The 26,181-nt window shown below is 57.0% G+C and carries 24 protein-coding genes; 8 read left to right on the forward strand and 16 right to left on the reverse strand.

Annotated features, from left to right (window positions below):
- Positions 1–260 precede the first annotated feature (260 nt).
- From QWJ10_RS04320 to QWJ10_RS04375, 12 genes are all read right to left on the reverse strand, one after another.
- The gene (locus QWJ10_RS04320) at positions 261–3,014 is read right to left on the reverse strand and encodes a hybrid sensor histidine kinase/response regulator (RefSeq protein ID WP_289924573.1); all 2,754 of its coding nucleotides are present in this window, start codon (positions 3,012–3,014) and stop codon (positions 261–263) included.
- Between the two features lie 93 nt (positions 3,015–3,107).
- On the reverse strand, positions 3,108–4,391 hold the full coding sequence (gene purD / locus QWJ10_RS04325; protein WP_010795431.1) for a phosphoribosylamine--glycine ligase: 1,284 nt from the start codon (positions 4,389–4,391) through the stop codon (positions 3,108–3,110).
- A gap of 123 nt (positions 4,392–4,514) precedes the next feature.
- Positions 4,515–6,122, reverse strand: coding sequence for a bifunctional phosphoribosylaminoimidazolecarboxamide formyltransferase/IMP cyclohydrolase (purH, locus tag QWJ10_RS04330; protein ID WP_289924574.1), 1,608 nt, complete (start codon positions 6,120–6,122; stop codon positions 4,515–4,517).
- A 79-nt stretch (positions 6,123–6,201) separates the two neighbouring features.
- On the reverse strand, positions 6,202–6,522 hold the full coding sequence (gene fis / locus QWJ10_RS04335) for a DNA-binding transcriptional regulator Fis (protein WP_010795429.1): 321 nt from the start codon (positions 6,520–6,522) through the stop codon (positions 6,202–6,204).
- Complete coding sequence (gene dusB / locus QWJ10_RS04340; protein ID WP_289924575.1) at positions 6,519–7,514, reverse strand: tRNA dihydrouridine synthase DusB; 996 nt, start codon at positions 7,512–7,514, stop codon at positions 6,519–6,521. The genes fis and dusB overlap by 4 nt, the downstream gene beginning before the upstream one ends.
- 177 nt (positions 7,515–7,691) lie before the next feature.
- Entirely contained in the window at positions 7,692–8,969 is a 1,278-nt protein-coding gene (locus QWJ10_RS04345; protein ID WP_197870851.1) for a DUF3426 domain-containing protein, read from the reverse strand.
- Positions 8,970–9,074: 105 nt separating this feature from the next.
- Positions 9,075–9,950: a 50S ribosomal protein L11 methyltransferase gene (gene prmA, locus QWJ10_RS04350; protein WP_289924576.1), complete on the reverse strand. Its 876-nt coding sequence runs from the start codon at positions 9,948–9,950 to the stop codon at positions 9,075–9,077.
- An 80-nt stretch (positions 9,951–10,030) separates the two neighbouring features.
- On the reverse strand, positions 10,031–11,377 hold the full coding sequence (gene accC / locus QWJ10_RS04355; RefSeq protein WP_019364327.1) for an acetyl-CoA carboxylase biotin carboxylase subunit: 1,347 nt from the start codon (positions 11,375–11,377) through the stop codon (positions 10,031–10,033).
- Between the two features lie 16 nt (positions 11,378–11,393).
- Complete coding sequence (accB, locus tag QWJ10_RS04360) at positions 11,394–11,849, reverse strand: acetyl-CoA carboxylase biotin carboxyl carrier protein (protein WP_010795424.1); 456 nt, start codon at positions 11,847–11,849, stop codon at positions 11,394–11,396.
- An 87-nt stretch (positions 11,850–11,936) separates the two neighbouring features.
- A complete protein-coding gene (gene aroQ, locus QWJ10_RS04365; protein WP_019364328.1) occupies positions 11,937–12,389 on the reverse strand; it encodes a type II 3-dehydroquinate dehydratase in 453 nt (150 codons plus the stop codon).
- A gap of 124 nt (positions 12,390–12,513) precedes the next feature.
- Positions 12,514–14,295, reverse strand: coding sequence for a protein-disulfide reductase DsbD (locus QWJ10_RS04370; protein WP_289924577.1), 1,782 nt, complete (start codon positions 14,293–14,295; stop codon positions 12,514–12,516).
- 90 nt (positions 14,296–14,385) lie between these two features.
- Entirely contained in the window at positions 14,386–16,014 is a 1,629-nt protein-coding gene (locus tag QWJ10_RS04375) for a PleD family two-component system response regulator (protein ID WP_019364330.1), read from the reverse strand.
- A gap of 208 nt (positions 16,015–16,222) precedes the next feature.
- Here QWJ10_RS04375 and QWJ10_RS04380 point away from each other — a divergent pair, with 208 nt between their 5' ends.
- From QWJ10_RS04380 to speA, 4 genes are all read left to right on the forward strand, one after another.
- The gene (locus QWJ10_RS04380) at positions 16,223–17,278 is read left to right on the forward strand and encodes a DUF2333 family protein (RefSeq protein ID WP_289924578.1); all 1,056 of its coding nucleotides are present in this window, start codon (positions 16,223–16,225) and stop codon (positions 17,276–17,278) included.
- Positions 17,279–17,415: 137 nt separating this feature from the next.
- Positions 17,416–18,405, forward strand: a complete 990-nt coding sequence (locus QWJ10_RS04385) for an aldo/keto reductase (RefSeq protein WP_019364332.1) — start codon at positions 17,416–17,418, stop codon at positions 18,403–18,405.
- 188 nt (positions 18,406–18,593) lie between these two features.
- Positions 18,594–18,965 (forward strand): translation initiation factor Sui1, encoded by a 372-nt coding sequence (locus QWJ10_RS04390; RefSeq protein WP_010795418.1) that lies wholly within the window; start codon positions 18,594–18,596, stop codon positions 18,963–18,965.
- Between the two features lie 94 nt (positions 18,966–19,059).
- Positions 19,060–20,973 carry an arginine decarboxylase gene (gene speA, locus QWJ10_RS04395; RefSeq protein ID WP_010795417.1) on the forward strand — a complete coding sequence of 638 codons (1,914 nt, stop codon included), beginning with the start codon at positions 19,060–19,062 and terminating at the stop codon, positions 20,971–20,973.
- Positions 20,974–21,008: 35 nt separating this feature from the next.
- Here speA and mtgA read toward each other — a convergent pair whose 3' ends face one another.
- A complete protein-coding gene (gene mtgA / locus QWJ10_RS04400) occupies positions 21,009–21,704 on the reverse strand; it encodes a monofunctional biosynthetic peptidoglycan transglycosylase (RefSeq protein WP_289924579.1) in 696 nt (231 codons plus the stop codon).
- A gap of 67 nt (positions 21,705–21,771) precedes the next feature.
- Here mtgA and QWJ10_RS04405 point away from each other — a divergent pair, with 67 nt between their 5' ends.
- The 4 genes from QWJ10_RS04405 (at position 21,772) to trmB (ending at position 24,018) form a co-directional block, all read left to right on the forward strand.
- Complete coding sequence (locus QWJ10_RS04405; RefSeq protein ID WP_074824961.1) at positions 21,772–22,143, forward strand: DUF423 domain-containing protein; 372 nt, start codon at positions 21,772–21,774, stop codon at positions 22,141–22,143.
- A gap of 76 nt (positions 22,144–22,219) precedes the next feature.
- Positions 22,220–22,420 carry a sulfur carrier protein ThiS gene (gene thiS, locus QWJ10_RS04410; protein ID WP_010795414.1) on the forward strand — a complete coding sequence of 67 codons (201 nt, stop codon included), beginning with the start codon at positions 22,220–22,222 and terminating at the stop codon, positions 22,418–22,420.
- Positions 22,421–22,438: 18 nt separating this feature from the next.
- Entirely contained in the window at positions 22,439–23,233 is a 795-nt protein-coding gene (locus tag QWJ10_RS04415; RefSeq protein ID WP_074824958.1) for a thiazole synthase, read from the forward strand.
- Positions 23,234–23,346: 113 nt separating this feature from the next.
- Positions 23,347–24,018, forward strand: coding sequence for a tRNA (guanosine(46)-N7)-methyltransferase TrmB (gene trmB / locus QWJ10_RS04420; RefSeq protein ID WP_289925043.1), 672 nt, complete (start codon positions 23,347–23,349; stop codon positions 24,016–24,018).
- A 42-nt stretch (positions 24,019–24,060) separates the two neighbouring features.
- Here trmB and QWJ10_RS04425 read toward each other — a convergent pair whose 3' ends face one another.
- From QWJ10_RS04425 to rdgB, 3 genes are read right to left on the reverse strand one after another with little or no spacing between them, the layout of a single operon-like run.
- The gene (locus QWJ10_RS04425; protein WP_122041877.1) at positions 24,061–24,384 is read right to left on the reverse strand and encodes a DUF3392 family protein; all 324 of its coding nucleotides are present in this window, start codon (positions 24,382–24,384) and stop codon (positions 24,061–24,063) included.
- A gap of 13 nt (positions 24,385–24,397) precedes the next feature.
- Entirely contained in the window at positions 24,398–25,555 is a 1,158-nt protein-coding gene (gene hemW / locus QWJ10_RS04430; protein ID WP_289924580.1) for a radical SAM family heme chaperone HemW, read from the reverse strand.
- Positions 25,552–26,145 (reverse strand): RdgB/HAM1 family non-canonical purine NTP pyrophosphatase, encoded by a 594-nt coding sequence (rdgB, locus tag QWJ10_RS04435; RefSeq protein WP_019364339.1) that lies wholly within the window; start codon positions 26,143–26,145, stop codon positions 25,552–25,554. Before rdgB ends, hemW begins: the two co-directional genes overlap by 4 nt.
- Between the last annotated feature and the right edge of the window lie 36 nt (positions 26,146–26,181).

Here is a 26,181-nt window from a genome sequence, read left to right on the forward strand (position 1 = left end):
GGGTAAGCCTTTTCGGCTTTAATCGATGCATTTCACTATCCATGCCAAACTGCCACAGCCTTTGATTTGACTAGGCTTTCATGCTCAAAGGCTGGCGGCGTAGTAGACGTGCTGCCTTCTTTTGGTGCTCTGGGTAAATACGAAAAACCAGGCGGCCCTTTTTTGGGGCGCCTGGCTTGGGCCGCTATTTGGATGAATTATAAGCAGCCTATTGGACGAGTCAGGCAGCTACATGGTGAAGAAGTCACGTAGCTGCCACCTTACTTCTTTGTTTCGCCTCGCTCGCGTTCGCCAGCCCAGAACTGAACAAGGTCACGCAATTGAGACAACTCTACAGGCTTGGCCATATGACCATCCATTCCGGCTTCCTGGGCGCGCTCCTTGTGTTCGGAAAGGATATGCGCCGTCAGCGCCACAATCGGTGTTCGTGGGCGGTTCTCACGGGTCTCCCACGCACGCATGCGTTCGGTTGCTGTAAAGCCATCCATTTCCGGCATCTCGCAGTCCATCAATACGAGGTCGTATTGGGTCTGTTGCATGGCTGCCAGGGCTTCGAGACCATTTGTAGCTGTATCCGGCTCTATGTTGATCTTTTTCAACATGCCACGAATAACCTTGGTTGAGATGATGTTGTCCTCGGCAACCAGAACCTTGAGGTCGTTTGGCAGAGGCGCCGACTGGGTCTCTCGAGGCGTCTCGCCCAGCGGCTGGCTGCGTCGGGAGAGTTCATCGGCCAGTGTGGCCTTCAGTGTGTAGCCTGCTACAGGCTTGGTCAGGACACGCTTGATACCCGCGTTGCGTGCAATGATCTTGCTGGGCGCGTTAGTGATACCGGTCAGCATGATCAGTAGCAGATCATGGCTCAGGTTGGGATCTTCGTTGATCCGTGCGGCCAGTTGCATGCCGGTCATGCCTGGCATCTCTTGATCCAGCAGCACGACATCGAAATATTCCTGCAGGTTCGCCTTGGTACGCAGGAGTGCCAGGGCTTCCCGCCCGGAAGCCGCCAGGGTGACGTTCATGCCCCAGGCACTGCATTGCAGCTGGAGAACCTTGCGGCAGGTTTCGTTATCGTCGACCACCAGCAGGCGGACACCATGCAAGGGACGGTCGAGATCAGCGCCGGGATTATCCAGAAGGCCTTGTGGAACGGGAAGGGTAAGCCAGACGGTCGAGCCAGCTTCAGCGCCGCTTTCGATACCCAGCTCACCCTTCATCAGCATGATCAGACGCTGCGTGATCGCAAGACCCCGATGGGCACCCGATACACCAGCTGCCAGAAACTCCCGGCTGTCCAACGTGCTGGAAACCAGGCGGTTACGGGCCTCAGGCTCCAGGGGCGTACCGCTGTCCTGAACGGCGATACGCAGGCGAGGGTTTGGCGTTCCCTGACCTTCCAGAGCCACCACCAGCAGGATCTCGCCTATTTCAGTCCGCTGGAAGGCATTATCCAGCAGGCTTAGCAACACCTGGCGCAGACGCGTCGGGTCACCCGTCATCATGCGCGGCACCTGGGGCTGGATAAAGCTGATCAGTTCAACCTGTCGATGCTCGGCCTTGGCTCTGAAAATATCAAGACTATCCTCGATCAGCGCATTGAAGTCGAATTGGACATCTTCCAGTTCGATCTGGCCAGACTCGAGCCTTGATATATCCAGAATTTCATTGATCAGGCTAAGCAGCTCATTACCTGCGCTGTGAATGGTCTGGACATAATCCCGTTGCTTGGGTGACATGGCTGTGCCTAAAAGCAGCTCGGTCATGCCCAATACACCGTTCATAGGGGTGCGTATTTCGTGGCTCATGCGTGCCAGGAAGTCTGCCTTGCCTTTGATTTCAGCCGTGTTGGCGGCTTGGTCACGGCTCATCAGGAAGTGCTTTTCAAGCAGATAACGCTGGCGCTCGCCTACGGCCACCGTAAACAGAAAGCCGGTAATCACGCTGACCATGACCAGTGCGCGTCCCAGCCATTCTGGTGAGGACCAGTAACCCATCATGCGGGGCAGGGCCAAACCACCCGCAATGATGGCCAGCAGATAGGCCAGTGCCAGCCAGCGTGCGGGCTTGAAGCCCTGTTGCCAGTATTTGACACTGATGGCGAAAAGGGTGAAAACACTTAGGCCGATGAGGCTGTAAAGCACCTCGCCGATGTATACGTCCTTGGTCAGAATCAGGAACGCGGCCGCCAGTACAAGCGCGATGAACTCGACATAAAGCACCAGCTGCAGGCGTAATGGCAGCTGCTGGCCGTTAAAGAAGGCGCTGGTAAAATAGAGCGCACACGCCATCGTTGCCAGGGTAGAGAGATCCATCAGCAACGGCGTCAGGTAGAGCTTTTCGACCAGAATCATGCTGGCCAGGCCGAAGATGTTAAAGGCGGCCACCATCTGCAGGCCGAGCAGAATGGTCAGGGCAATACCGGTACTGCTGCGCCGGTAGAAGAGCTGCATCATGTTGAAGATCATGAGCATGCACAGGCAGCCCAGCAGCGTGCCGAACATCAGTAGCCGGAAGGCGATGGTGATCTCGGCATTGGGCGCAATCTTTAGAAAGGCACGAATCGGACTTCGGCTTTCCATGCGGACAAAAACGTCCAGCGGGCCGGCGGTACTCGGCAGGGTAAACAGAAAGTCGCGGCTGGGCTGCTCACGGTAGTTACCGGGGCGTGCGATGCCGGTTCGATTGAGGGACAGGGTCCTGCCATCACTCAGGGCATAAAAATCGATATATGCCACGTTTGGTGCAATGGCCCGTAGAACGCGTGAGGCATCCGAGGCGGGCAGGCGGGTGTAAAGCCAGATTGCTCCCTCATCAGCGGGGCGATGGGTTTCCTGGCCTGGGAGCGATCTGAACTCAGAAAGCCGCTCACGCACATCGCTCAGCTGCAGGCTACCCTCTGGATCATCCAGGCGTGACCATGCCGCCATTTCGTCGGCAGCCACAGGAAACGAGGCATACAGGAAAGCCAGCACAACGCTGGCAAGCAAACAGATGGCGGTCCTGAGCCGGCGCACGAAAATTCCCTTCGTAAGTTGAATTCAGAGTATAGCGAGCCGACCAGCAGGGATAAATGCTGCCGGACATCTTCGTGACGTCCGGCAGTGGTATTAGCTGCGTTCGCGAGCTATCGCACGATAACCGATGTCGTTGCGGTAGAAGCAGCCGTTCCAGTTGATCTGTCTGGCTAGGGCATAGGCATTCTGCTGTGCCTGAGCCACGGAGTCACCTAGTGCCGTGGCGCACAGGACGCGGCCACCACTGGTCACGACCTGATCTTGGGCTAATGCTGTGCCAGCATGAAAGACCTTGCCGTCGGCAGTGACTGCCTGTTCCAGGCCGGAAATGACGTCTCCCTTGGCGTAATCTCCAGGGTAGCCACCTGCTGCCAGTACGACACCCAGGCTGGGTCGAGGATCCCACTGGGCATCAGCCGTATCCAGCTGCTCAGCCAGCGCTGCCTCGACCAGTGCTACCAGACTGGATTGCAGGCGCAGCATGATCGGCTGCGTTTCAGGATCGCCAAAGCGGCAGTTGAACTCGATGACCTTGGGAGCGCCGTTCTTGTCGATCATCAGGCCAGCGTACAGAAAACCGGTATAGACATGACCTTCAGCCGCCATACCCTGTACCGTGGGATAGATTACTTCATCCATGATGCGCTGATGGATATCAGTAGTGACCACCGGAGCGGGTGAGTACGCACCCATGCCGCCGGTATTTGGGCCGGTGTCTGCATCGCCTACACGCTTGTGATCCTGACTGGTCGCCATGGGCAGTACGTTATGGCCGTCGACCATGACGATAAAGCTGGCCTCTTCGCCCTCCAGGAACTCCTCGATAACAACACGAGCACCCGCATCGCCAAAGGCATTGCCTGACAGCATGTCACGTACGGCAGCCTCAGCTTCTTCAAGCGTCATGGCGACGATTACACCCTTGCCTGCAGCAAGGCCGTCGGCCTTGACTACGATAGGTGCGCCCTTTTCACGTAGGTAGGCAAGGGCAGGCTCAATTTCAGTAAAGTTCTGGTATGCCGCTGTAGGAATCTGGTGGCGGGCCAGGAAATCCTTGGTGAAGGCCTTGGATCCTTCCAGCTGGGCAGCGCCTGCCGTAGGGCCGAAGCACTTCAGGCCACGTGAGCGAAACAGGTCTACGACGCCTTTTACCAGAGGGGCTTCTGGTCCGACGATTGTCAGGGCAACGTTTTTCTCGGCAAAGTCCGCCAGTTGCTCCAGGGCCAGGACATCAATAGCGACGTTTTCACATTTATCTTCGATGGCCGTACCCGCATTACCCGGCGCAACGAATACCTTTTCAACGCGAGGATCCTGTGCCGCCTTCCAGGCCAGCGCGTGTTCTCGTCCGCCGCTGCCAATGATCAATACATTCATGTTCGCTCCTTCTAGGGCTCATGCCGGCCAGGGCATGAGCCCGCAGTGATGCAAGATGTCCAGAGCCTCTCGTCTGCGCAGTGGCAGATCAAGGCTCCGGACAATACGGCAAAGCCGGTTTGATTAGTGACGGAAATGACGCATGCCGGTAAAGACCATGGCCATGCCTGCTTCATCGGCAGCCGCAATGACTTCCGCGTCACGCATCGAGCCGCCGGGTTGAATCACGGCGGTAATGCCGGCCTTGGCAGCATTGTCGATGCCGTCACGGAAGGGGAAGAAGGCATCGGATGCCATGACGGCTCCTTGCACGGCCAGTCCGGCATGCTCGGCCTTGATGGCAGCGATGCGGGCAGAGTTGACGCGGCTCATCTGGCCAGCTCCTACGCCTACGGTCTGGCGATGCTTGGCATAAACGATGGCGTTGGACTTCACAAATTTGGCGACTTTCCAGGCGAACAGCAGGTCCTGGATTTCCTGCTCACTGGGCGCGCGCTGAGTAACGATTTTGAGATCGGCCTGAGTGATCATACTGATGTCGCGGCTCTGTACCAGCAGGCCACCGTTTACTCGCTTGAAGTCCCAGCCGCCCACGCGATCGGTGCTCCATTCGCCGCATTCCAGCAGTCGAACATTGGCTTTGGCTGCGACGACCTCGCGAGCGGCAGCTGATACCTTGGGTGCAATGATGACTTCGACGAACTGGCGCTCGACAATCGCCTTAGCCGTTTCGCCATCCAGCTCGCGGTTGAAAGCGATGATGCCGCCAAAGGCAGACTCGCTATCAGTGGCATATGCCAAGTCATAGGCCTTGCGAATGCCGCCATCCTCTTCAGAGGCTACCGCAACGCCACAGGGATTGGCATGTTTGACGATAACGCAGGCTGGAGCATCAAAGCTCTTTACGCACTCTAGGGCTGCATCGGTGTCAGCCACGTTATTAAAGGAAAGCTCCTTGCCTTGAAGCTGGGTTGCCGTGGCAACACTCGCCTCTTGGGGCTTGCCTTCTACATAGAAAGCAGCGCTCTGATGCGGGTTTTCACCGTAGCGCATCTCTTGCGCCTTGATGAACTGGGTATTGAAGGTACGGGGAAAGCTGCTGCGGCCCTGGGTGGACAATACTTCAGCCGTCTGGTCAATCGTGCCCAGGTAATTGGCAATCATGCCGTCATAGGCTGATGTATGTTCGAACGCTTTGAGGGCCAGATCGAAACGCTGTGCATAGGTCATGCCGCCATGCTTGAGGCTTTCGATGATCTGAGCGTAATCGCCGGCATTGACGACGATAGCAACGTCCTTATGATTTTTCGCGGCTGAGCGAACCATGGTCGGACCGCCAATATCGATATTCTCGATGGCAGTCGGCAGGTCGCAGTCTGGCTTGGCTACAGTTGCCTCGAAGGGGTAGAGGTTAACGGCTACCAGATCAATCGGCTGGATGCCGTGCTGACCCATGACGCCATCATCCGTACCGCGGCGACCCAGAATGCCACCATGAATCTTGGGATGCAGCGTCTTGACGCGACCGTCCATCATTTCTGGAAAGCCGGTGTAATCCGCCACCTCCACTGCCGGGACATTATTGTCGCGCAGCAATTTATAGGTGCCGCCAGTCGAAAGAATCTCGACACCTAATGCTGCAAGCTCTCGGGCAAAATCAACGACGCCAGTCTTGTCGGAGACGCTGATCAGCGCACGGCGAACGGGAAGGCGGGCGGTTTGGTCTGTCATCACAAAGTCCATCGGTCAGGCGAGAGGAAGGGCTGTCCAGAACCGGACCTTGCTCGACCGGCTCTGGGCATCATGAGAATCAGAGCAGATCGTATTGCTTGAGCTTCTTGCGCAGGGTGCCGCGATTCAAGCCGAGCATCTCAGACGCCTTGGTCTGGTTGCCCTTGACGTAATTCATTACGCTTTCCAGCAAGGGGGCTTCGACTTCACACAACACCATGTTGTAGACATCGGTAACCGGCTGGCCGTCCAGGTGAGCGAAATAGTTGCGAAGCGCCTTTTCAACGCTGTCTCGCAGGGTCTGGCCTTCCTGCAGCGGTGCCGTCAGGTGCTGCTTCAGATTGGCATTGTCGCTCACAGGCGTGATTCCAGTCATAGAGTTATCGGTCAACGAAGTCATGCCACTTCCTTCCCATCAGATGGGCACTGCGCGAAAAAGGCGCAAATGCTGGCGTGTTGTGCGTCCATATCTTGGAGACGGTTGAACTGAGCGCGAAAGTCCTGGGCGCCAGGAAGAGCTGAAAGATACCAGCCTACATGCTTGCGAGCGATCCGTACGCCCATTTCGGGGCCGTAGAAACCATGCAACTCGGACAAATGGCCCAGCAGGATCTGTTCCACTTCGCCAAGGGTCGGTGCCGGCAGATGCTGGCCTGTACGCAGGTAATGATCGATCTCTCGGAAGATCCAGGGTCTCCCTTGCGCCGCACGGCCAATCAGCAGAGCATCGGCACCGGTATGGTCCAGCACGTAGCGAGCCTTTTCCGGTGAGTCGATGTCACCGTTGGCAAAAATCGGAATGGAAACCGCCTGCTTGATTTCAGCGATGGTGTCGTATTCCGCTGTCCCGGTATACAGATCGGCCCGCGTCCGTCCGTGCACGGAGAGTGCCGCAATACCGGCCTGCTCTGCAATGCGGGCAATCGTCACGCCATTGCGATGTTCATGGTCCCAACCTGTACGGATCTTGAGCGTGACGGGCACGTCAACGGCGGCTACGACGGCATCCAGGATATCGGCTACCAGCGCTTCATCTTTCATCAGCGCCGAACCGGCTGCCTTGTTGCAGACCTTTTTAGCCGGGCAACCCATATTGATGTCGATGATCTGTGCACCCAGCTCGACATTGCGCTGTGCCGCTTCAGCCAGCATGGCTGGATCGCCGCCGGCAATCTGCACCGAGCGCGGCTCGGCCTCACCGTCGTGAATCAGGCGTAGCCGTGACTTGCGGCTGTTATACAGACGAACGTCGCTGGTTACCATTTCCGATACGACCAGACCTGCACCAAGCTGACGACACAGCTGGCGGAACGGGCGATCAGTCACCCCGGCCATTGGCGCGAGGATCAGTGGGTTGGGCAATGTATATGGGCCGATGCGTACCATCGACATGAGTTTCCCTGGCCGAAATTACCTTATCCAATAGCAACTGCAGGCGCTTTGGAGGTACGGGTGTACTGGAAAAGGGTCGGCAATGATACCCGCTCGCCGTGTCCGGATAAAGGCTGAATTGAACAAAAACTGAACAGTTCAGCCTGGCCCGGACACCTTTGCCATATTGGAGTGTTTTTACTCGGGCGAATGAAAGCTGAGGCTGTAATTTACAGCTCGGCTGCCTGGATCAAGAATGTCCAGCGAGATATGGATAGGTGTCTGCGGTGGCATCTCGGTCTGTCCTTTCAATTCGCCGCCCAGGTATTCCCACGGCTTGAACCGACGGCTGGCAATGAGCTGCCCGTTCAGGTCGGCAAAGCGCAGTTCCAGAAGCGGGAAGGGCTGTGAGAACGTTGCCCGGTTATACAGGATCGCATCGACCTGTAGCGCGCCTGAAAACTCTGGGTGACTGCGCACAACCAGGTTGCTGCTACGGATCTGTTTTACATCGACCTTGGACGGAACCTTGCAGTCCGCCCACGCGCAGAACTGAACAAACCAGGGACGATACTGGTCTTGACGCGCCAGCTCGTCGAAATGAAAGCCAACGTACTGAGCAAACAGACCAAACAGGGCAACCAGATTCAACAGCACCCAGCCGAGCCGCTTGGCCCACTGCTTCTTCGGCGGTTGCCAGTCGAGCTGCAATGGCTCGTCATGAAGGTCGAGCAACGTGTCGTTACGCAGAGCGGGCTCAGCACGTACAGGCGTGGCTTCCCGGTCAGAGGGCGCCGTGTCGCCCACATGAGGTTCGGCCGCTTCGATCGGCTGATCGTGATTGTCCTTCTCGTCAGCCCTCAGGGATGATTCAAGCTCGGGCTCGTCTGCCTCATGCGAGGCATGTAGCCCTAGCGAGGGCTCTTCATGAGTATCATCTTCCTGGATGGTGTCGAGCGTTAAGGTCGGTTCCTGCCGCTGCTCGTTGTCAGATTCTGCACTTTCCTCGCGCAGCAGGGCCTCAGCCCAGCTTTCATCATAAGCCGGTGTGGTTTTCGAGGCGGGTTTCTGCTGCCCAAATGTTGGCAGGGGAGGAAGGCGTTGCGCCGACTCCATGGCGTCCAGCTTGGCCAGCTCTTCATCCAGGTCAAGCCCGTCCAGATCCAGGTCATCATGGATCAATAGAGTGTCCGAAGGGTGCTTGGGCACTGCTTCGGCAGCATCTGAAACATGGCTGATAGACTGGGGCTGCGTCGAAGGTGAGTGAGCCATAGGGGGCGCAGGCTGAATGACGACGGCTGTCGACTCGATGACGGGCTTGAGCGGTGTCGGCAATCCTTCGAGATGCTGAGTGGCATCGAAGATTTCAAGGCAGGCGCCGCAACGCACGTTGCCTTGGGCAATCGCCAAATGCTCCTGCTTGACTCGAAAGCGAGTACTGCAATGCGGGCATTGAGTGACGTAGGTTTCAGTCATTATGGCGATCTGGTCTGGTCCTGCGGAAAAGCCGACTAGTTTACTCTAACGCTCAAGGCTGAAAAGTGGCTCGTTGAAGCCACTTTTTGCCGCACGTCGTTCATCTTAGCGTTTTATGCCCGTAATTCTGATCCAGCCTTCGCGCTCGGCCGTAGGATCCAGCTCGAAATCGGCACTGTAGGCGGCGCGTACCTCTTCCGCCTGCTCCGCCAGAATGCCGGACAAGGCCAGTCGGCCGCCCGATTTTACCAGGCGGCTCAATTGTGGCGCGAGGCTTACAAGCGGGCCGGCCAGGATATTGGCAACAACGACATCAGCCGGTTCGTCTGGCATGTCGGCTGGCAGGTAGACCGGGAAGCGGGCTGGGTCAATGCCGTTTCGATTGGCATTGTCGCGAGAGGCTTCAAGCGCCTGTACGTCGATATCCGTTCCTACGGCACGCGTTGCGCCCAGCAGCAGTGCCGCGATGGCCAGAATGCCCGAGCCGCAGCCAAAATCGATAATCTGATAGCCTTCAAGTGGCTGTCCATCCAGCCATTCGAGGCACAGTGCAGTGGTGGGGTGCGTCCCCGTACCGAAAGCAAGCCCGGGATCCAGATGCAGGTTGACTGCACCCGGCTCGGGCGCTTCATGCCAGCTGGGTACGATCCATAGGCGCTGGCCAAAGCGCATGGGGTGGAAGTTATCCATCCAGCTGCGTTCCCAGTCCTGATCCTCGATATGCTCGATATGAAAATCAGCGCCGGTACCTGCAATAAGTGTCAGGTGTTTCGCCAGGTCCTGCTCATTGATATCTGACTCGAACAGGGCCAGCAGATGCGTCTTGCTCCAAAGAGGCGTTGTGCCCAGGTCCGGCTCGAAAATGGGCTGGTCTTCTGCATCCATGAATGTCACGGAAACAGCACCCAGGCCGAGCAGGGCATCTTCATAGGGCTCTGCCTGATCAGGGGTAATGGCGAGTCGGACTTGCAGCCACGGCATGGCGAAACCTTTCAAATACGTAAATGGGTAGTTTAAAAAGCAACGGGCCGCATGTGCGGCCCGGGCTTCAAGCAAGGCTATCAGTGTTTCAAGCCTAGCTTCTTCTCCAGATAATGGATGTTCACACCGCCTTTGCCAAAGGCTTCATCGCGTGTAAGCATGCGATGCAGGTCAGCATTGGTTTTGATGCCATCGACAATCAGTTCATCCAGTGCGTTACGCATGCGGGCCATGGCCTCGTCACGGTCACGTCCCCAGGTGATCAGCTTGGCGATCAGCGAGTCGTAGTTCGGCGGAACCTTGTAACCGCTGTACAGGTGCGAATCGACCCGTACGCCATTGCCGCCCGGCGCGTGGAAGTGCTTGACCAGGCCAGGCGAGGGCATGAAGGTCTTGGGGTCTTCCGCGTTGATCCGGCACTCGATGGCGTGTCCGGTGATCTTGATGTCTTCCTGTTTGATCGACAGCTTGTTGCCAGCGGCGATGCTCAGCATCTCCTTGACGATGTCGACACCGGTAATCATCTCGGTAACCGGGTGCTCCACCTGAACGCGTGTGTTCATTTCGATGAAGTAGAAACGGCCGTCCTCATAGAGGAACTCGAACGTACCGGCACCGCGGTAACCGATCTCAACGCAGGCCTGAACGCAGCGGGCAAGTACTTCGGCACGTGCCTTTTCGTCGATCTGCGGGGCAGGTGCTTCTTCAATGACTTTCTGGTGACGACGTTGCAGCGAGCAGTCGCGGTCGAACAGGTGAACGGCATTGCCCTGGCCATCGGACAGAACCTGAACTTCCACGTGACGCGGGTTGCCCAGAAACTTTTCCAAATAAACCGTAGAGTTGCCAAACGCAGCGCCTGCTTCGGTCTGAGTCATGCTGATGGACTTGATCAGCTCGGACTCTTCGTAAACCACGCGCATGCCACGGCCACCACCGCCGCCAGCCGCCTTGATGATGACCGGGTAGCCCACTTCGCGTGCAATACGCAGGCACTCGGCTTCGTCGGTTGGCATTGCGCCATCGGAGCCGGGAACCGTGGGTACGCCTGCCTTTTTCATCGCATCCTTCGCGGAGACCTTGTCGCCCATGAGGCGGATCACGTCTGCAGTCGGACCGACAAAGGTAAAGCCGGAGCGCTCGACCTGCTCGGCAAAGTCGGCATTTTCTGCCAGGAAGCCGTAGCCAGGGTGAATAGCGGTGGCGCCGGTAACTTCAGCTGCGCTGATGATGGCCGGGATGTTCAGGTAAGACTGAGGAGACGGGGCGGGGCCGATGCAGACCGATTCGTCGGCCAGGGACAAGTGCATCAACTCACGATCAGCGGTGGAGTGTACGGCCACCGTCTTGATGCCCAACTCCTTGCAGGCACGAACCACACGCAGGGCAATTTCCCCGCGGTTGGCGATCAGGACTTTTTCCAGCATCGCGGACTCCTGTCGATCAGACAATGGTGAACAGCGGCTGGTCAAACTCAACCGGCTGGCCGTTTTCGACCAGGACAGCGCCGATGGTACCGCTGGTTTCGGCTTCGATGTGGTTCATCATTTTCATGGCTTCAACGATGCAGACGATGTCGCCTTTCTTCACGGCCTGGCCCACTTCGGCGAAGGGCGCAGAGGTAGGAGAGGAGGCGCGATAGAAAGTGCCTACCATGGGCGAGCGAACCACATTGCCCGTCAGTTGTTGCGCAGCGGGTGCTTCGGCAGCCGGGGCAGCAACCGGAGCGGGTGCAGCAGCCGGGGCAGCGACGGGCGGAGCAGCGTAGACAGCAGTCTGTACAGCACGCTGGCTCTGACGGCTGATGCGAACGGATTCTTCGCCTTCACGGATCTCCAGTTCGTCGATTCCGGATTCTTCCAGCAGTTCGATCAGCTTCTTGACTTTACGAATGTCCATTAACGTTGGCACTCCCCTAAGGTCTGTTACGTTTAAGTTTTTGTCGGGCACATCGAGGTGTCGATTCAATGCCCGGTTATGCAGCGGCTAGGCGTTCTGTGCCTTGCCTGTCATTTCGATTGCAGCGTCAAGCGCCATGCGATAACCGCTGGCACCGAGACCGCAGATCACCCCTACGGCAACGTCTGAAAAGTAGGAGTGATGACGAAAGGGTTCTCGCTTGTGCACGTTTGAAAGATGCACCTCGATGAATGGGATGCTCACAGCCAGCAATGCGTCACGTAGCGCAACGCTGGTGTGAGTGAAGGCAGCAGGATTGATCACAATAAAATCCACGCCTTCATGACGAGCGGCATGGATTCGTTCGATCAATTGGTGCTCGGCATTGCTCTGGAAATAGTCCAGTGTATGTCCGGCCGCTTCCGCGCGACGCTTGAGATCCTGGTTGATTTCATCCAGCGTGACCGCGCCGTAGACGCCCGGCTCGCGGGTGCCCAGCAGATTCAGGTTGGGTCCATGCAGGACCAGCAGCGTAGCCATGACGACATCCTTCAACAGGCAAAGCGATGGCCGCGGACTATGCCGCATTGCTCGCTGACTGTCCAGTCGCCCGATGTTTGCTGTAAATGCCAGCACGTTGGGCGAAATTTTATCTAATTGGGGGCTATAAGGTTTCTTGAGCGCGTTCGAGGTGTTTGGCAAACGCATCCGCGCCGATTTCACCAATGACTCTCAGGTCTTGGGTTTCCTGTCCCTTGCGATCAAAAAGCTGGATTGCGGGCGGGCCAAAGAGGTGATAACGATCCAGAAGCGCACGCTGTTGTGCGTTGCTGGCCGTAATATCGAAGCGTATCAGACGAAAGGCAGTCAGTTGGGCCATGATGGCAGGATCGTTGAACACTTCACGCTCGATTACCTTGCAGCTGATGCACCAGTCGGCATACCAGTCGAGCAGAAGGGGTTGCCCCGCATCCTTTGCGGCCTTCAAGGCAGCATCCAGTTCGGCGGGCGTACTGACCGTCTGCCAATTCGAGGCGCTGGTACTGCTAGACAGGGTGGCAGGAGGTGAGGTCACTGTAAGCGGGCGAAGCGGATCTGAGCGGCCTTGCATCGCACCAATCCATGCCGCTACGGCATAGACCAGCAAGGCCAGTCCCAGAAGCTGAGCCAGCTTTTGACGGGGAGTCTTGGGTGTCAACTCCAAGGCTTCAAGGAACAACCCGGTTCCGCCGGCCAGCAAGCCCCATAGGGCCAATGACACAGGGCCGGGCAGCAGGCGTTCCAGCATCCAGACGGCTACTCCGAGGAGCAGAACGCCAAAGGCGTTTCGTACACCCACCATCCAGGCACCGGATTTGGGTAGGAGAGCCCCACCGCCTGTAGCAAAGAGAATAAGTGGAGTACCCATCCCCAAGCCCAGAGCAAACAGCTTGAGTCCACCGCCTAACGCATCACCACTGCTGCTGATGTAGAGCAATGCACCCGCCAGTGGCGCCGAGACACACGGCGATACCAACAGGCTGGAAAGAACGCCCAGCGTGGCTGCACCTAGTACGGAGCCGCCCTTCGCGCCACTGGCCAGGCGGTCGACTGGGTTTCGGATAAAGGCGGGCAGGCGAAGCTCGAACAGTCCAAACATGGCCAGTGCAAAGGCTACGAAGAATGCAGCAAAGGGAACAAGCACCCAGGCCGACTGCAGACGCGCCTGCAGATTGAGGCTTGCGCCAAAAAGCCCCATCAGCGAGCCCAGGAGGGCAAAGCACCCTGCCATGTGCACGACATACACTAGAGAAAGAAATAACCCGCGGCCTGCGGTATGAGAGCTTCTGTCCCGACCGTGAAGCAGGACTGAAGACATGATAGGCAGCATGGGCAGTACGCAAGGGGTAAAGGTCAGCCCCAGGCCTGCCAAGAAAAACAGGAACATGTCACGCCAGTGCCATGCGGTTTCTATTGTCGTTGAAGAGGGCACGGTAGCGGGTAAGGCAGAGGCATCACCCAATGCGATCTGCTTGGTTTCCGGCGGGTAACACAGCCCCTTGTCCGCGCAGCCCTGGTAGGTAATGGACAGCTGTCCGGATGCTCCTGCCTGGGCCAGCGGGACCTCGATATCCACTACATGATGATAAACCTGTACATCGCCGAACCACTCATCATGCTTGGGTTCTCCAGCCGGTAAGACAATGTCCTGTGTCAGGCCTTCAGGTTGCGTGCTGAATTGAAAGCGATGCCGATACAGGTAATAGCCGTCTGCAATAATGAAACGCAGCACCTGTTTATCAGGAGTGGATTCGAGCTGCTCCAGCCGGAACGCCTGGTCAACAGGTAGAAAGTCGCTGGCGTTACTTGAAGCGCCAAGAGTCGACGCAGGACGGTTACCGTCAAACAGGCCGGCAGAGACGGGCAGGGCGATAATCAGCAAAAGCAGAAATAACAGGCGGCGCATGACACTCTCGGCAGGTGAAACTCCCGGCCATGATACCGAAAGCGTTCGCCGCTAGCCCTCAGGAATTGTCTCCATATGCGTGATGGATTGTCAGGCTGACGGCTGGGGCTGATAGATTTCCACGCGGTTACGCCCACCACGCTTGGCCTGATAAAGCGCCTCATCAGCCTGCCTGGCCAGGCTCTTGATATCCTGGTCGGGCTGCAACTGTGCAACCCCTGCGCTGAACGTGCAGAAGAGGCTTTCCTGCTGGGCTGGATAGCAAATTTCTGAAAACCGTTTGCGGATTTCATCGATCAGTCGCAGGGCATTCTGGCTATCGGTGTCCTGCAGCACCACGGCGAATTCCTCGCCACCGTAACGGCCGATATGATCGGTCTTGCGCAGGCGCTGTTTCAGAAACAGGGCCAGGCTCTTGATGACGCGATCCCCCATAGGATGGCCATATTGATCGTTCACTTTTTTGAAGTGATCGATATCGAGCATGACAAACGACAGGCTTTTGCTGCGTCGGCGAGCCAGAAAACTCGCGTCCTCCAGGAGCTGCAAAATGTGGGTATGGTTATACAGGCCTGTCAGACTGTCTTGAACGATGCGCGCTTTGAGGTTACGTGCCCTGGCGGCGCGTGTACGCACGGTGGCGATCAAGTGGCGGGGTTTGATCGGCTTGGTCAAAAAATCATCGCCGCCTTCGCTCATGGCATCCAGCTGCTTGTCCAGATCACCTTCAGCCGAAAGGTAGATGATCGGGACGCTTACATAGCGCTCATGCTGACGGATGACCTTGGCCAGCTCCGTCCCCATGCACTCCGGCATATACATGTCCAGAATGATCAGGTCCGGGTTGAACTCGGCAAGATGCGGCATCACGGCAGTCGGGTTGAGCAGGGTGCGCGTCACAATACCAGCGCTATTCAGGGACATTTCCGTGTGCATCGCCTGAGCGCGTGAGTCGTCGACGATTAGGGCGCGGATCGGGTCGTAATAGGCGACGCGGGTCAGCGTTTCGACCTTTTCAAGCAGGTGCGAGGCATCCAGGGTGCCGGTATAGAACTCGTGGCCACCCGCGCGTACGGCTGCCAGACGCATGGCGGTGTCGGCTTCTTCATGACTGAAGAACAGCACTGGCAGCTTGATAGTCAGGTTCGCCTGGATTTCGGCTGTCAGCTGAAGACCCGCGCCCGGGCCGTTGAAATCGACTTCCATAATGAGCACTGCCGGGTGGCGCTCGGAAATAGCCTGGCGGAATGTGACTGCGTCTTCGAAGATATGAATCGTGACGCCAAAGTACTCCATTTGCAGGGCCAGGCGCTCAGAGCGCTCCCGATCCTGCAGGGCAATATAAATAGGCTTGCGCAACGGGGGCAGGTTGGTGCTTTCCAGCTGATCGCCATGGCGTAAGCCAGTGCGAGACAAGCTTTGCATGAGCTGGCTCAGTTCTGAAATCGTTGTACTGGTCAGGCGTCCCCGGTTGGCCTCGACGGCCAAAAGACAGCCAGCAATCCGTTCTGCCAGCTGGCTGTGCTCCTGCTGATCGAATCGCTGGGCATAGCGCAGGAGGCGATTGTTGGCCTCGGTCAGCTCTTCCAGGCTTGCCGTACTCCACTCCACACGATGCAGGCGTTGCCAGATTTCCAGAACATGTCTGGCCTGGGTGATGACCCTTTGGGCAAAATGGTTCTTGATACGGTCCAGTGAAGGATCGTCATGCTCGCTCATGGTAGTCCGGCTCGTCCTGAGTAAAGATCGGTGGCGATAGGCCATCACTAAAGCCTACCAGCATCGCCTTGCTAGGTCATCGGCTCAGGATCGAGCAACATTAGGACCAAGAGCTGAACGGCTTATGTACACTACCGAGCGTACTTAATCGGCAACCCCTTGTCATAGACGTGGTCGAACGCTGGAGTCGACTATAAGGAATAACATCATGCTGGACTGGAAGAATCGTACAAGCAGTTGGAGGCGGCGGACAGACGGCGCTTCGGCTGTTGGCGGCCGCCCCTGGCTGCGCGCCGTGGCTATCATCATCGGCCTTTATCTGCTCGTGATGTCTATCCTGGGTTGGTACTGGAGCCGCGAGCCGGACCGCTTTCCTGTCCAGCAGCATGCCCAGGAAGCGGCGGCTGCCGCTCAACGCAAGCTGGCCCTGGGTTATACCACGGTAGAGACACTCAAGATGGTGGCGGGCACTTTGCTCGACAAGCCAGGCGGCTATCTGTCCAACGATGTTGCGCCTCCTGGTCTCTGGCTCGACAACATGCCTTCCTGGGAATACGGCGTCCTGGTGCAGGTACGTGATCTTTCTCGTGCGCTGCGTAAGGACTTTGCCCGCTCTCAGTCTCAGTCAACGGAAGATGTCGATTTGGCCAAGGCCGAGCCACACTTCAACTTTGACAACCGTAGCTGGGCGATGCCGTCTTCGGAGTCTGAATATCGTGCGGGTATTCGCTCCCTTGACCTTTACTTGGCGCGTCTGGGTGGGCAGGAGCAGCAGCGTGCGCTCTTTTACGCGCGTGCCGATAACTTGCGTAACTGGCTGGGCGACGTAGAGACTCGCCTGGGGTCCCTGTCACAACGGCTCTCCGCCAGTGTGGGTCGCTCTCGTCTGGATGCTGACATCAATCCTAATCAGGATCTGCTCCCCGGACAGGTGCCTGAAGTTCACGAGCGTATCGTCAAGACGCCCTGGCTTCAGATAGATAACGTTTTCTACGAGGCACGTGGGCAGGCCTGGGCGCTGTCTCATATCCTGCGCGCCATCGAAGTAGATTTTGCCGATGTGCTGGCCAAGAAGAACGCAACGGTAAACGTGCGCGAAATCATTCGTGAGCTGGAGGCCGCTCAGCAGCCGGTCTGGAGCCCGATGATTCTCAACGGCAGTGGCTTCGGTGTTCTGGCTAACCACTCTCTGGTGATTGCTAACTATATCTCCCGCGCCAATGCGGCGATTATCGACTTGCGCCAGCTGATGGAGCAGGGTTGATACCTCGCCTGGCTGCAGTGTTGCGCTGCAGCCAGGCAACTTTCATTGAACGGCCTGTTCAATACCTCTCCATACGCATGTCTTGCGCTTATCAGGCGTTATCAGCCTATTCACCCCTGAGCCATACAGGAGGTCTCATGTCAGTTGAAACATTGACTATTCAAGGTATATCCCGTCCCGTCAGCCGCATCGCCCTGGGTACCTGGGCGATTGGCGGCTGGATGTGGGGCGGTAGTGATGAATCCAAGGCCATCGCCACGATCCGCAGTGCAGTAGAGCGTGGTATCAATCTGATTGATACTGCGCCCGTCTACGGTTTCGGCAATTCCGAAGAGATCGTGGGCAAGGCGCTGGAAGGAATACGCGATAAAGCAGTGATTGCTACCAAGGTTGCACTGGACTGGAATGATGACGGCCCATTCCGTAACGCTACTCCGGCCCGTATCCGTCAGGAAATCGAAGATTCCCTGCGTCGCCTCAAGACCGATCACATCGACCTTTACCAGGTACATTGGCCAGACCCCTTGACGCCCATTGACGAGACTGCCCGCGAGTTGGAAAAGCTGCGCCAGGAAGGAAAAGTGCTGGCCCTGGGCGTCAGCAACTTCTCGCCTGAGCAGATGGATGCCTTTCGCGATGTAGCCCCTCTGGCAGCGGTACAGCCTCCTTATAACCTGTTCGAGCGCGATATCGAAAAGGACGTACTGCCTTATGCCAAGGATCACGGGCTGGCGGTGTTGGCTTACGGGGCACTGTGCCGCGGCCTGCTGGCCGGTAAAATGTCACCCTCGACACGGTTTGATGGGGACGATTTGCGCAAGGTCGATCCAAAGTTTCAGTCACCGCGTTTTGAGCAGTACCTTGCAGCAGTGGCCGCACTGGAGGATTACGCCCGTGCTCGCCATGACAAGACGGTCCTGGCGCTGGCTATCCGCTGGATTCTTGATAAGGGCCCAACTATTGCGCTGTGGGGCGCACGAAAGCCCGAGCAGATCGAGGGAGTAGACGAGGCATTCGGCTGGTCCCTGAGCCAGGAGGAGCTAGACGAAATCGATAAAATTCTGACCCGACATGTGACTGATCCGGTAGGGCCGGAATTCATGGCGCCACCGACACGAAAAGGGTAATGAGCCCAGCAGCAGGTTTTCTGTGAGCCTGTCATGAAAATATCCAGCATTGACGCAAATTTGTACTTAGCATTTGCGTTCAATGCTGGTAAATTGCGCGACCTTTTGATGCGCAGCCCCTGCCAGAGTGGGGCGCTCTTGGTTGGTTCTCCAGCCTGTCGCTATCCTGACCCTGTGAGGAATGCCCGGTGGTCAAGAAAGCCTCTTCCTTTGCCGGTCTCGGCGGCCTGGTGTATTCCACCGATAGTGGTCGTCATTGCCCGGCTTGTAACAAACCTCTCGCTGACTGCCTCTGTAAGCAGGCCCCCGTGCAGGCTGGAGACGGTATTGCACGTGTTCGCCGCGAAACCAAAGGTCGTGGCGGCAAGACCGTGACCACGGTCAGTGGTGTGCCTGTGACGGCCGATGAATTGAAAGAATTGGCGAGCACACTGAAGCGGCGGTGCGGTACTGGTGGTGCGTTGAAGGATGGCGTCATCGAGATTCAGGGCGATCATGTCGACCTGCTGATTGACGAGCTGACCAAACGCGGTTTCAAAGCCAAGAAGTCCGGCGGTTAAACGAACGGTTCCACGTTCAGGCCATATCTATCCAAACTTACCGCAGCGATCTGCGGTCAACACCTTATTACCTTTCAACAGGAGAATCTGGCGGATGTCCCCACGACGTACGCGCAAAGATGACGGCAGCCAATGGACCGTAGCCGATAGCCGTAGTGTGTACGGCATTCGCCACTGGGGCGCTGGCTACTTCGCTATCAATGACATCGGCAATGTCGAAGTCCGTCCTCATGGTCCCGATGGAGAGCCCATCGACCTTCATCTACTGGTGGGGCAACTGTGCGAGGCGGGTCTTTCGCTGCCTCTATTGGTGCGCTTCCCTGACATTCTGCAAGGTCGCGTGCGGGCACTGACCGGTGCGTTCGATGCCAATATCGAGCGAATGGAATATGGTGGTCAGTACACGGCCCTGTATCCGATCAAGGTCAATCAGCAGGAAGCGGTCGTCGAGAACATTATTGCCACGCGTAATGTGTCGATCGGGCTCGAGGCTGGCTCCAAACCTGAGCTGATGGCTGTGCTGGCGCTGGCGCCCAAGGGGGGCACCATCGTTTGCAACGGTTACAAGGATCGCGAATTCATACGGCTGGCCCTGATGGGGCTCAAGCTTGGTCACAACGTCTTCATCGTGATCGAGAAGGAGTCCGAAGTCCCGCTGGTGATTGAAGAGGCGGCCGATCTCAAGGTGACTCCGCAGGTAGGTCTCCGCGTTCGCCTGTCATCGCTGGCTTCCAGCAAATGGGCCGATACCGGGGGCGAAAAGTCCAAGTTTGGCCTGTCGGCGGCACAGCTGCTGTCCGTGATCGAGCGTTTCCGCAAGGCAGGACTCGAGCAGGGGGTTCGCCTGCTGCATTTCCATATGGGTTCGCAGATTGCCAATCTGGCTGATTATCGTCAGGGTTTCCGTGAGGCCATTCGGTATTACGCCGAACTGCGCGCGCTTGGATTGCCGGTCGATCATGTCGATGTGGGCGGTGGCCTGGGGGTAGACTACGACGGTACGCATTCGCGTAACGCCAGTTCCATTAATTACGACATGGATGACTATGCCGCGACGGTCGTAGGGATGCTCAAGGAGTTCTGCGATCGTCAGGGCCTTCCACATCCAAACATCTTCTCGGAAAGTGGCCGTGCCATGACTGCGCACCATGCCGTGCTGGTCATGCAGGTAACCGATGTCGAGCGCAACAACGACGCCATGCCTGATATCGAGAATTTCTCCGACAAGCCTGAAGTCGTGCAGTGGCTGGTTGAGCTGCTGGGTGATACCGATCCGGAAATGGTGACCGAGACCTATTGGCGTGCAACCCAGTACGTGAGCGAAGCCTCTGCGCAGTATGCGTCAGGTCGCCTGAGCCTGAGTGACAAGGCGCTTGCAGAGCAATGCTACTTTGCGATCTGCCGTCGACTCTACAATCAGCTCAAGGCACGCCAGCGTTCGCATCGCCAGGTGTTGGACGAACTGAACGATAAGCTGGCCGACAAATACATCTGCAACTTCTCGGTTTTCCAGAGCTTGCCGGATACCTGGGCGATAGGGCAGATCCTGCCTATCGTGCCACTGACGCGTCTGGATGAAGAGCCGATGCGCCGTGCGGTGTTACAGGATCTGACCTGCGACTCGGACGGTAAAATCAACCATTACGTAGATGAGCAGAGTATCGAGACCAGTTTGCCGGTTCACGATGTGCGTCCGAATGAAGATTATATGTTGGGTGTATTCCTGGTAGGTGCCTATCAGGAAATCCTGGGCGATATGCATAACCTGTTTGGCGATACGGACTCGGTCAACGTCTATCAGGATGCGGATGGCACTGTGCGTCATGGTGGCATCGAGACTCATGACACCATTGAAGACATGCTTCGCTATGTGCACCTCTCGCCAGAGGAGCTGATGACCTACTACCGCGACAAGGTAGCCGGGGCAAAGCTGACTGCACGCGAGCGTACGCAGTATCTGGATGCCTTGCGTCTGGGATTGACCCGCTCGTCCTATCTCGCAGGTTGATCAAAAAAAGGCCCTGGTTATTACCAGGGCCTTTTTTATTTCATGTGCAACAGGTAGTCACTACCGCCCAACTGCCGGACCTGCTGCCGTATCCAGTTGGCACGACGACTGACGTAGGCGCTAGGATGACTTGGACTCCACTCCCTGGGGTTAGGCAGGATGGCAGCCAGCAGGCTGGCCTGTCGATCCGACAGGTACGGTGCGCCAATGCCGAAATGGTGCCGCGCAGCGGCTTCAGCGCCGAAGACGCCAGAATCCCATTCAACGCTGTTGAGGTAAACCTCTAGGATGCGTTGCTTGGGCCAAAGGGTTTCAATCAGCACGGTAAACCAGGCTTCCAGGCCTTTACGTACCCAGCTACGGCCCGTCCAGAGAAATAGATTCTTGGCAACCTGCTGACTGATCGTGCTAGCTCCACGTAGGGAACCACCGGCTTCGTTATGGCTGAAGGCCTGACGAATGGCGTCCATGTCGAAGCCCCAGTGCTCACTAAAGTGTTGATCCTCTCCTGCCACCACCGACATCTTCAGGTTGTCTGGTAGTTCACGCCATGGCCGCCATTCCCGCTGCAGATCGATGGGCTTGCCATCGATCCAGGATTCTATCTTTCGTTCGACCATGACCATCGAGCCGGGTGGGGGCACCCAGCGAAAGAGCAACACGAGCAGTACGCTCGCAGCCATGGAGATGAGTGTGTAGCGAAATAGACGGCGTAGAAGAGAGCGCACCATGCGACTTGGTCTTTAGTTATAAGCGGTCCATTATAACAATCGCTTCGATTCTGTCTGGGAGTTATCCATGCTTCGTACGTTTCTCATGCTGGCCGCCGTGTTTGGCTTTACTGGCGTCGGCCTTGGTGCATTCGCCGCCCATGGTTTGAAAGGGCGACTGTCGCCGGAGCACCTGGCTGTATTCCAGACCGGCGTGTTATATCAGCTCATACATGCCTTGGCATTGCTGGGCGTTGCCCTACTGGCGACGCATCTGCAGGGACGTCTGGTCAGCTTGGCCGGCGCCTTCTTCGCCATAGGGATTATTCTGTTCTCTGGCAGCCTTTATGTTCTGACATTGTCCGGTATCAGCAAGCTGGGCATCGTCACGCCTTTTGGCGGGCTCGCCTTCCTGGCAGGGTGGGTTTGTCTTGGATTGGTGGCCTGGCGTCTGGCCTAGATGACGATACAACGTTGGTCATCGTGGCAGAAGGGGCTAGAATGCAGCCCTTCATACATTTCAGACCGCTTCTGCCATGCGCATTCAATTGAACGGCGAATCTTTCGAACTTCCTGATGGTGCCACCGTGGCGGACTTGCTCGTCCGGCTTGAACTGACCGGAAAACGGGTGGCCGTGGAACGAAACCTCGATATCGTACCCCGCAGCCAGCACGCCGATACCACGCTTGTGGACGGCGATCAGCTGGAAGTGGTTCATGCTATTGGTGGCGGCTAGACCGCCGGAGAATCTGCCATGAACAGCAATCGTCAAGATACACCGCTTACCCTGGCCGGACGCACTTACCAGTCGCGTCTGCTGGTGGGCACCGGTAAATACAAGGACCTGGAAGAAACCCGTCTGGCCATCGAGGCGTCGGGGGCCGAAATCGTGACCGTTGCGGTTCGCCGGACCAATATCGGTCAGAATCCCGGTGAGCCTAATCTGTTGGACGTTATTCCACCGGATCGCTATACCATTCTGCCCAATACGGCTGGCTGCTATGACGCTGTTGAAGCTGTGCGTACCTGCCGTCTGGCGCGCGAGCTTCTTGATGGGCACTCACTGGTCAAACTTGAGGTACTGGCGGATCAGAAAACGTTGTTCCCAAACGTCATCGAAACCTTGAAGGCCGCCGAAACCTTGGTAAAGGATGGGTTCGATGTCATGGTGTATACCAGTGATGACCCCATCATTGCCCGTCAGTTGGCGGAGATTGGCTGTATTGCGGTTATGCCGCTGGCCGGTTTGATCGGCTCTGGGCTGGGTATCTGCAACCCCTATAACCTACGCATCATTCTGGAAGAGGCCAAGGTGCCGGTTCTGGTCGATGCTGGTGTAGGTACTGCTTCGGATGCCACCATTGCAATGGAGCTGGGATGTGATGCCGTCCTGATGAACACCGCCATTGCCCACGCCAAGGATCCTGTCCTGATGGGCGAAGCCATGAAGCACGCCATCCTGGCAGGACGCATGGCTTATCTGGCAGGTCGCATGCCACGCAAGCTATATGCCTCCGCCTCGTCACCTCTGGAAGGTCTGATCAGCTGATCAAGACGTTTCATTCCACCTTAACCTTAACGACCCGGCCTTCAGGCCGGGTCGTGCTGTCTTTGTGAATAGCCATGAGCGATCAGGAATTCGATAACGCACCCGCACGCCCAATGCGTACCATCAAAAGTTTTGTCATGCGTGCGGGACGCATGACGGAAGGTCAAAAAAGGGGGCTTGACCAAGGCTGGCCCCGCTTCGGTCTCGACCTGGATGCGGGGCTACAGGATTTTGACGCTGTGTTTGGCCGACAAGCGCCTCGTACCTTTGAAATCGGCTTTGGTATGGGTCATTCTCTGCTGGAAATGGCAGCCGCAGCGCCGGAGCAGGACTTCATTGGTGTTGAGGTCCACCGTCCTGGGGTCGGCGCGTTGCTGAATGGCCTTCTGACACAGCAGTTGTCCAATGTGCGTGTCTATAGCTGCGATGCCTTGGAAGTGCTTCGCCAGTGCGTGGCTGATGCAAGTCTGGATCGGGTTCTGCTGTTTTTCCCGGACCCATGGCACAAAGCCCGCCACCATAAGCGTCGTATCGTTCAGCCTGAGTTTGCCGAGCTGATTCGTAGCAAGCTCAGGGTTGGGGGGGTGCTGCATATGGCAACTGACTGGGAGCCCTATGCGGAATACATGCTGGAAGTCATGAGTGTCGCGCCGGGGTATCGGAATCAGGCTTCAGATGAGCGCTATGTTCCGCGTCCCGAAGAGCGACCCATCACTAAGTTCGAGCGTAGAGGTGAGCGACTTGGGCACGGTGTCTGGGATTTGAAGTTCGAGCGTACCGAATAATAAAAAAGGCCTGACAGATGTCAGGCCTTTTTTCTGCGTATCTCAGCGTCGCTCGGCTAGAACACCCAGCAGACAAGCACCGACCAGCAAGGCGGGTGCCAGGCTGTAATTGTTGAACTGTCCTAAGCCTTTCACAACCCAGGGGGTCAGGTGGGTAGTTGCCGCGCCGTAAAGACTTACTGAAGCCGAAGCCAGAACCGGAACCCGTACAAAGGTAGGCAAACTGCCCAGGCGCTGCTTCATCCAGTTGTTGATTTCAGTGCCGAACATTACCAGCAGGGTTGAAATCAGAGCCAGGGCGATCTCGGCCAGATGACCGCGGCACCAGCGAGAAGCCTCTGCAATAAGGCTAAGTAGGTAGTCCAAGCGTTATGTCTCCTTAGTCAGACAGAAAATGCTGCAGCACATCATTCAAAAAAAGCTGCCCTCGGGACGTAGGGGCCAACCTGGTCGAATCCTTCTCAAGCAGACCTTTGCCGCGTAGCGCTTCCAGTGCCCCAGATAGGCTTTCCAAGGGCTGACCGGTTCGCTGTGTATACTGCTCACTTGAAACGCCCTCTACCAGGCGCAGGGCATTCATCATGAATTCAAAGGGCAGCTCTGCTGGCGTCAGTACTCTTTCGCCTGCTTGAAAGTGCTTGGCAGGGTCCAGGTAGTCTTTGGGCAGGCGGGTCTTCCAGGTGCGAATAATCTGACCATCAGGTGCGCTCAGCTTGGCGTGGGCGCCCGCGCCAATTCCAAGGAAATCACCGAATGTCCAGTAATTCAGGTTGTGACGTGCCTGGCGTCCAGGCTGGGCATAGGCCGAGGTCTCGTATTGCCGATAACCCATTTCGGCAAGTCGAGCCTGTCCCGCTTCCTGAATATCCCAGAGGGTATCGTCTTCAGGTAGCTCAGGCGGCTGGCTCCAAAAGACGGTATTGGGCTCCATGGTGAGCTGATACCAGGAAATATGCGTAGGCGCGAGGGCAATCGCCTGTTCAAGATCTGCCATCGCATCGGCAACGCTCTGGTCTGGCAGGCCGTGCATGAGGTCCAGATTGAAGTTATCGAACCCTGCCCGACGTGCCATCTCGGCGGCTCGAACCGCTTCGTCCTGCCCGTGGATCCGGCCCAAGGCTTTTAACTTGGCATCTTGAAAACTCTGGATGCCAATTGAAAGCCGGTTGATGCCGAGCTGCCGGTAGGCGGCAAACTTGTCCTGTTCGAATGTCCCTGGGTTAGCCTCAAGGGTAATTTCGATATTGGAAGCAAAGGCAACGCGGCGTTCGACGCCTTCAAGCAAGCGCCCCAGCGCCCTGGCTGAAAACAGACTGGGAGTACCACCTCCAAAAAAGATGGAGGTCAGTGGTCGGCCATGCACATGGACAAGGTCCGCATCCAAGTCTGCCAGCAAGGCATCGACATAGGCCTCTTCAGGTAGCTCAGGCCCCGCTGCGTGCGAGTTGAAGTCGCAATAAGGACATTTACGCACGCACCACGGAATATGGATATAGGCCGACAGGGGCGGCAGTTCAAACGAGGCTGATCGAATCAAAGTCCGAGCCGCTCACGAAGAATAGTCATGGCACGGGCACGGTGGCTGATACGGTTCTTTTCCTCAGGTGCCAGTTCTGCACTCGAGCAGTCCCGCTCGGGCACCCAGAAGAGTGGGTCATACCCAAAGCCATGCTCACCTCGGGCCTCGAAGAGGATGCGCCCTTCCCAGATCCCTTCACAAACGATAGGAAGCGGGTCATCAGCGTGGCGAACCAGGGCCAGCACGCTGACAAATTGAGCGCCACGCTCGGCTTCAGGAGTGTTTTCAAGAGCTTTGAGCAGCTTTGCATTGTTCGCGGCATCGCCGCGTCCTTCTGCATAGCGTGCCGAGTAGATACCGGGCGCGCCACCCAGGGCGTCGACAGCAAGGCCGGAGTCATCGGCCAGGGCGGGCAGGCCGGATACACGCGCTGCATTACGCGCTTTGAGAATGGCGTTTTCAATAAAGGAAAGTCCAGTCTCTTCCGGTTCGACCTGACTGAATTCACCGACGGAGCGCACCTTGACGGCGTTACCCAGCATGGCTTGAAGTTCTTTGAGCTTACCGGCGTTGTGGCTGGCCAGCACCAGCTCGGACAATTGAATCATGTCGTGTCATCTCTGGTTTAAGGCGGAGACAGGCGA

The sequence above is a fragment of the Pseudomonas sp. WAC2 genome (assembly GCF_030403525.1).
GTDB classification, from domain to species: Bacteria; Pseudomonadota; Gammaproteobacteria; order Pseudomonadales; family Pseudomonadaceae; genus Chryseomonas; species Chryseomonas luteola.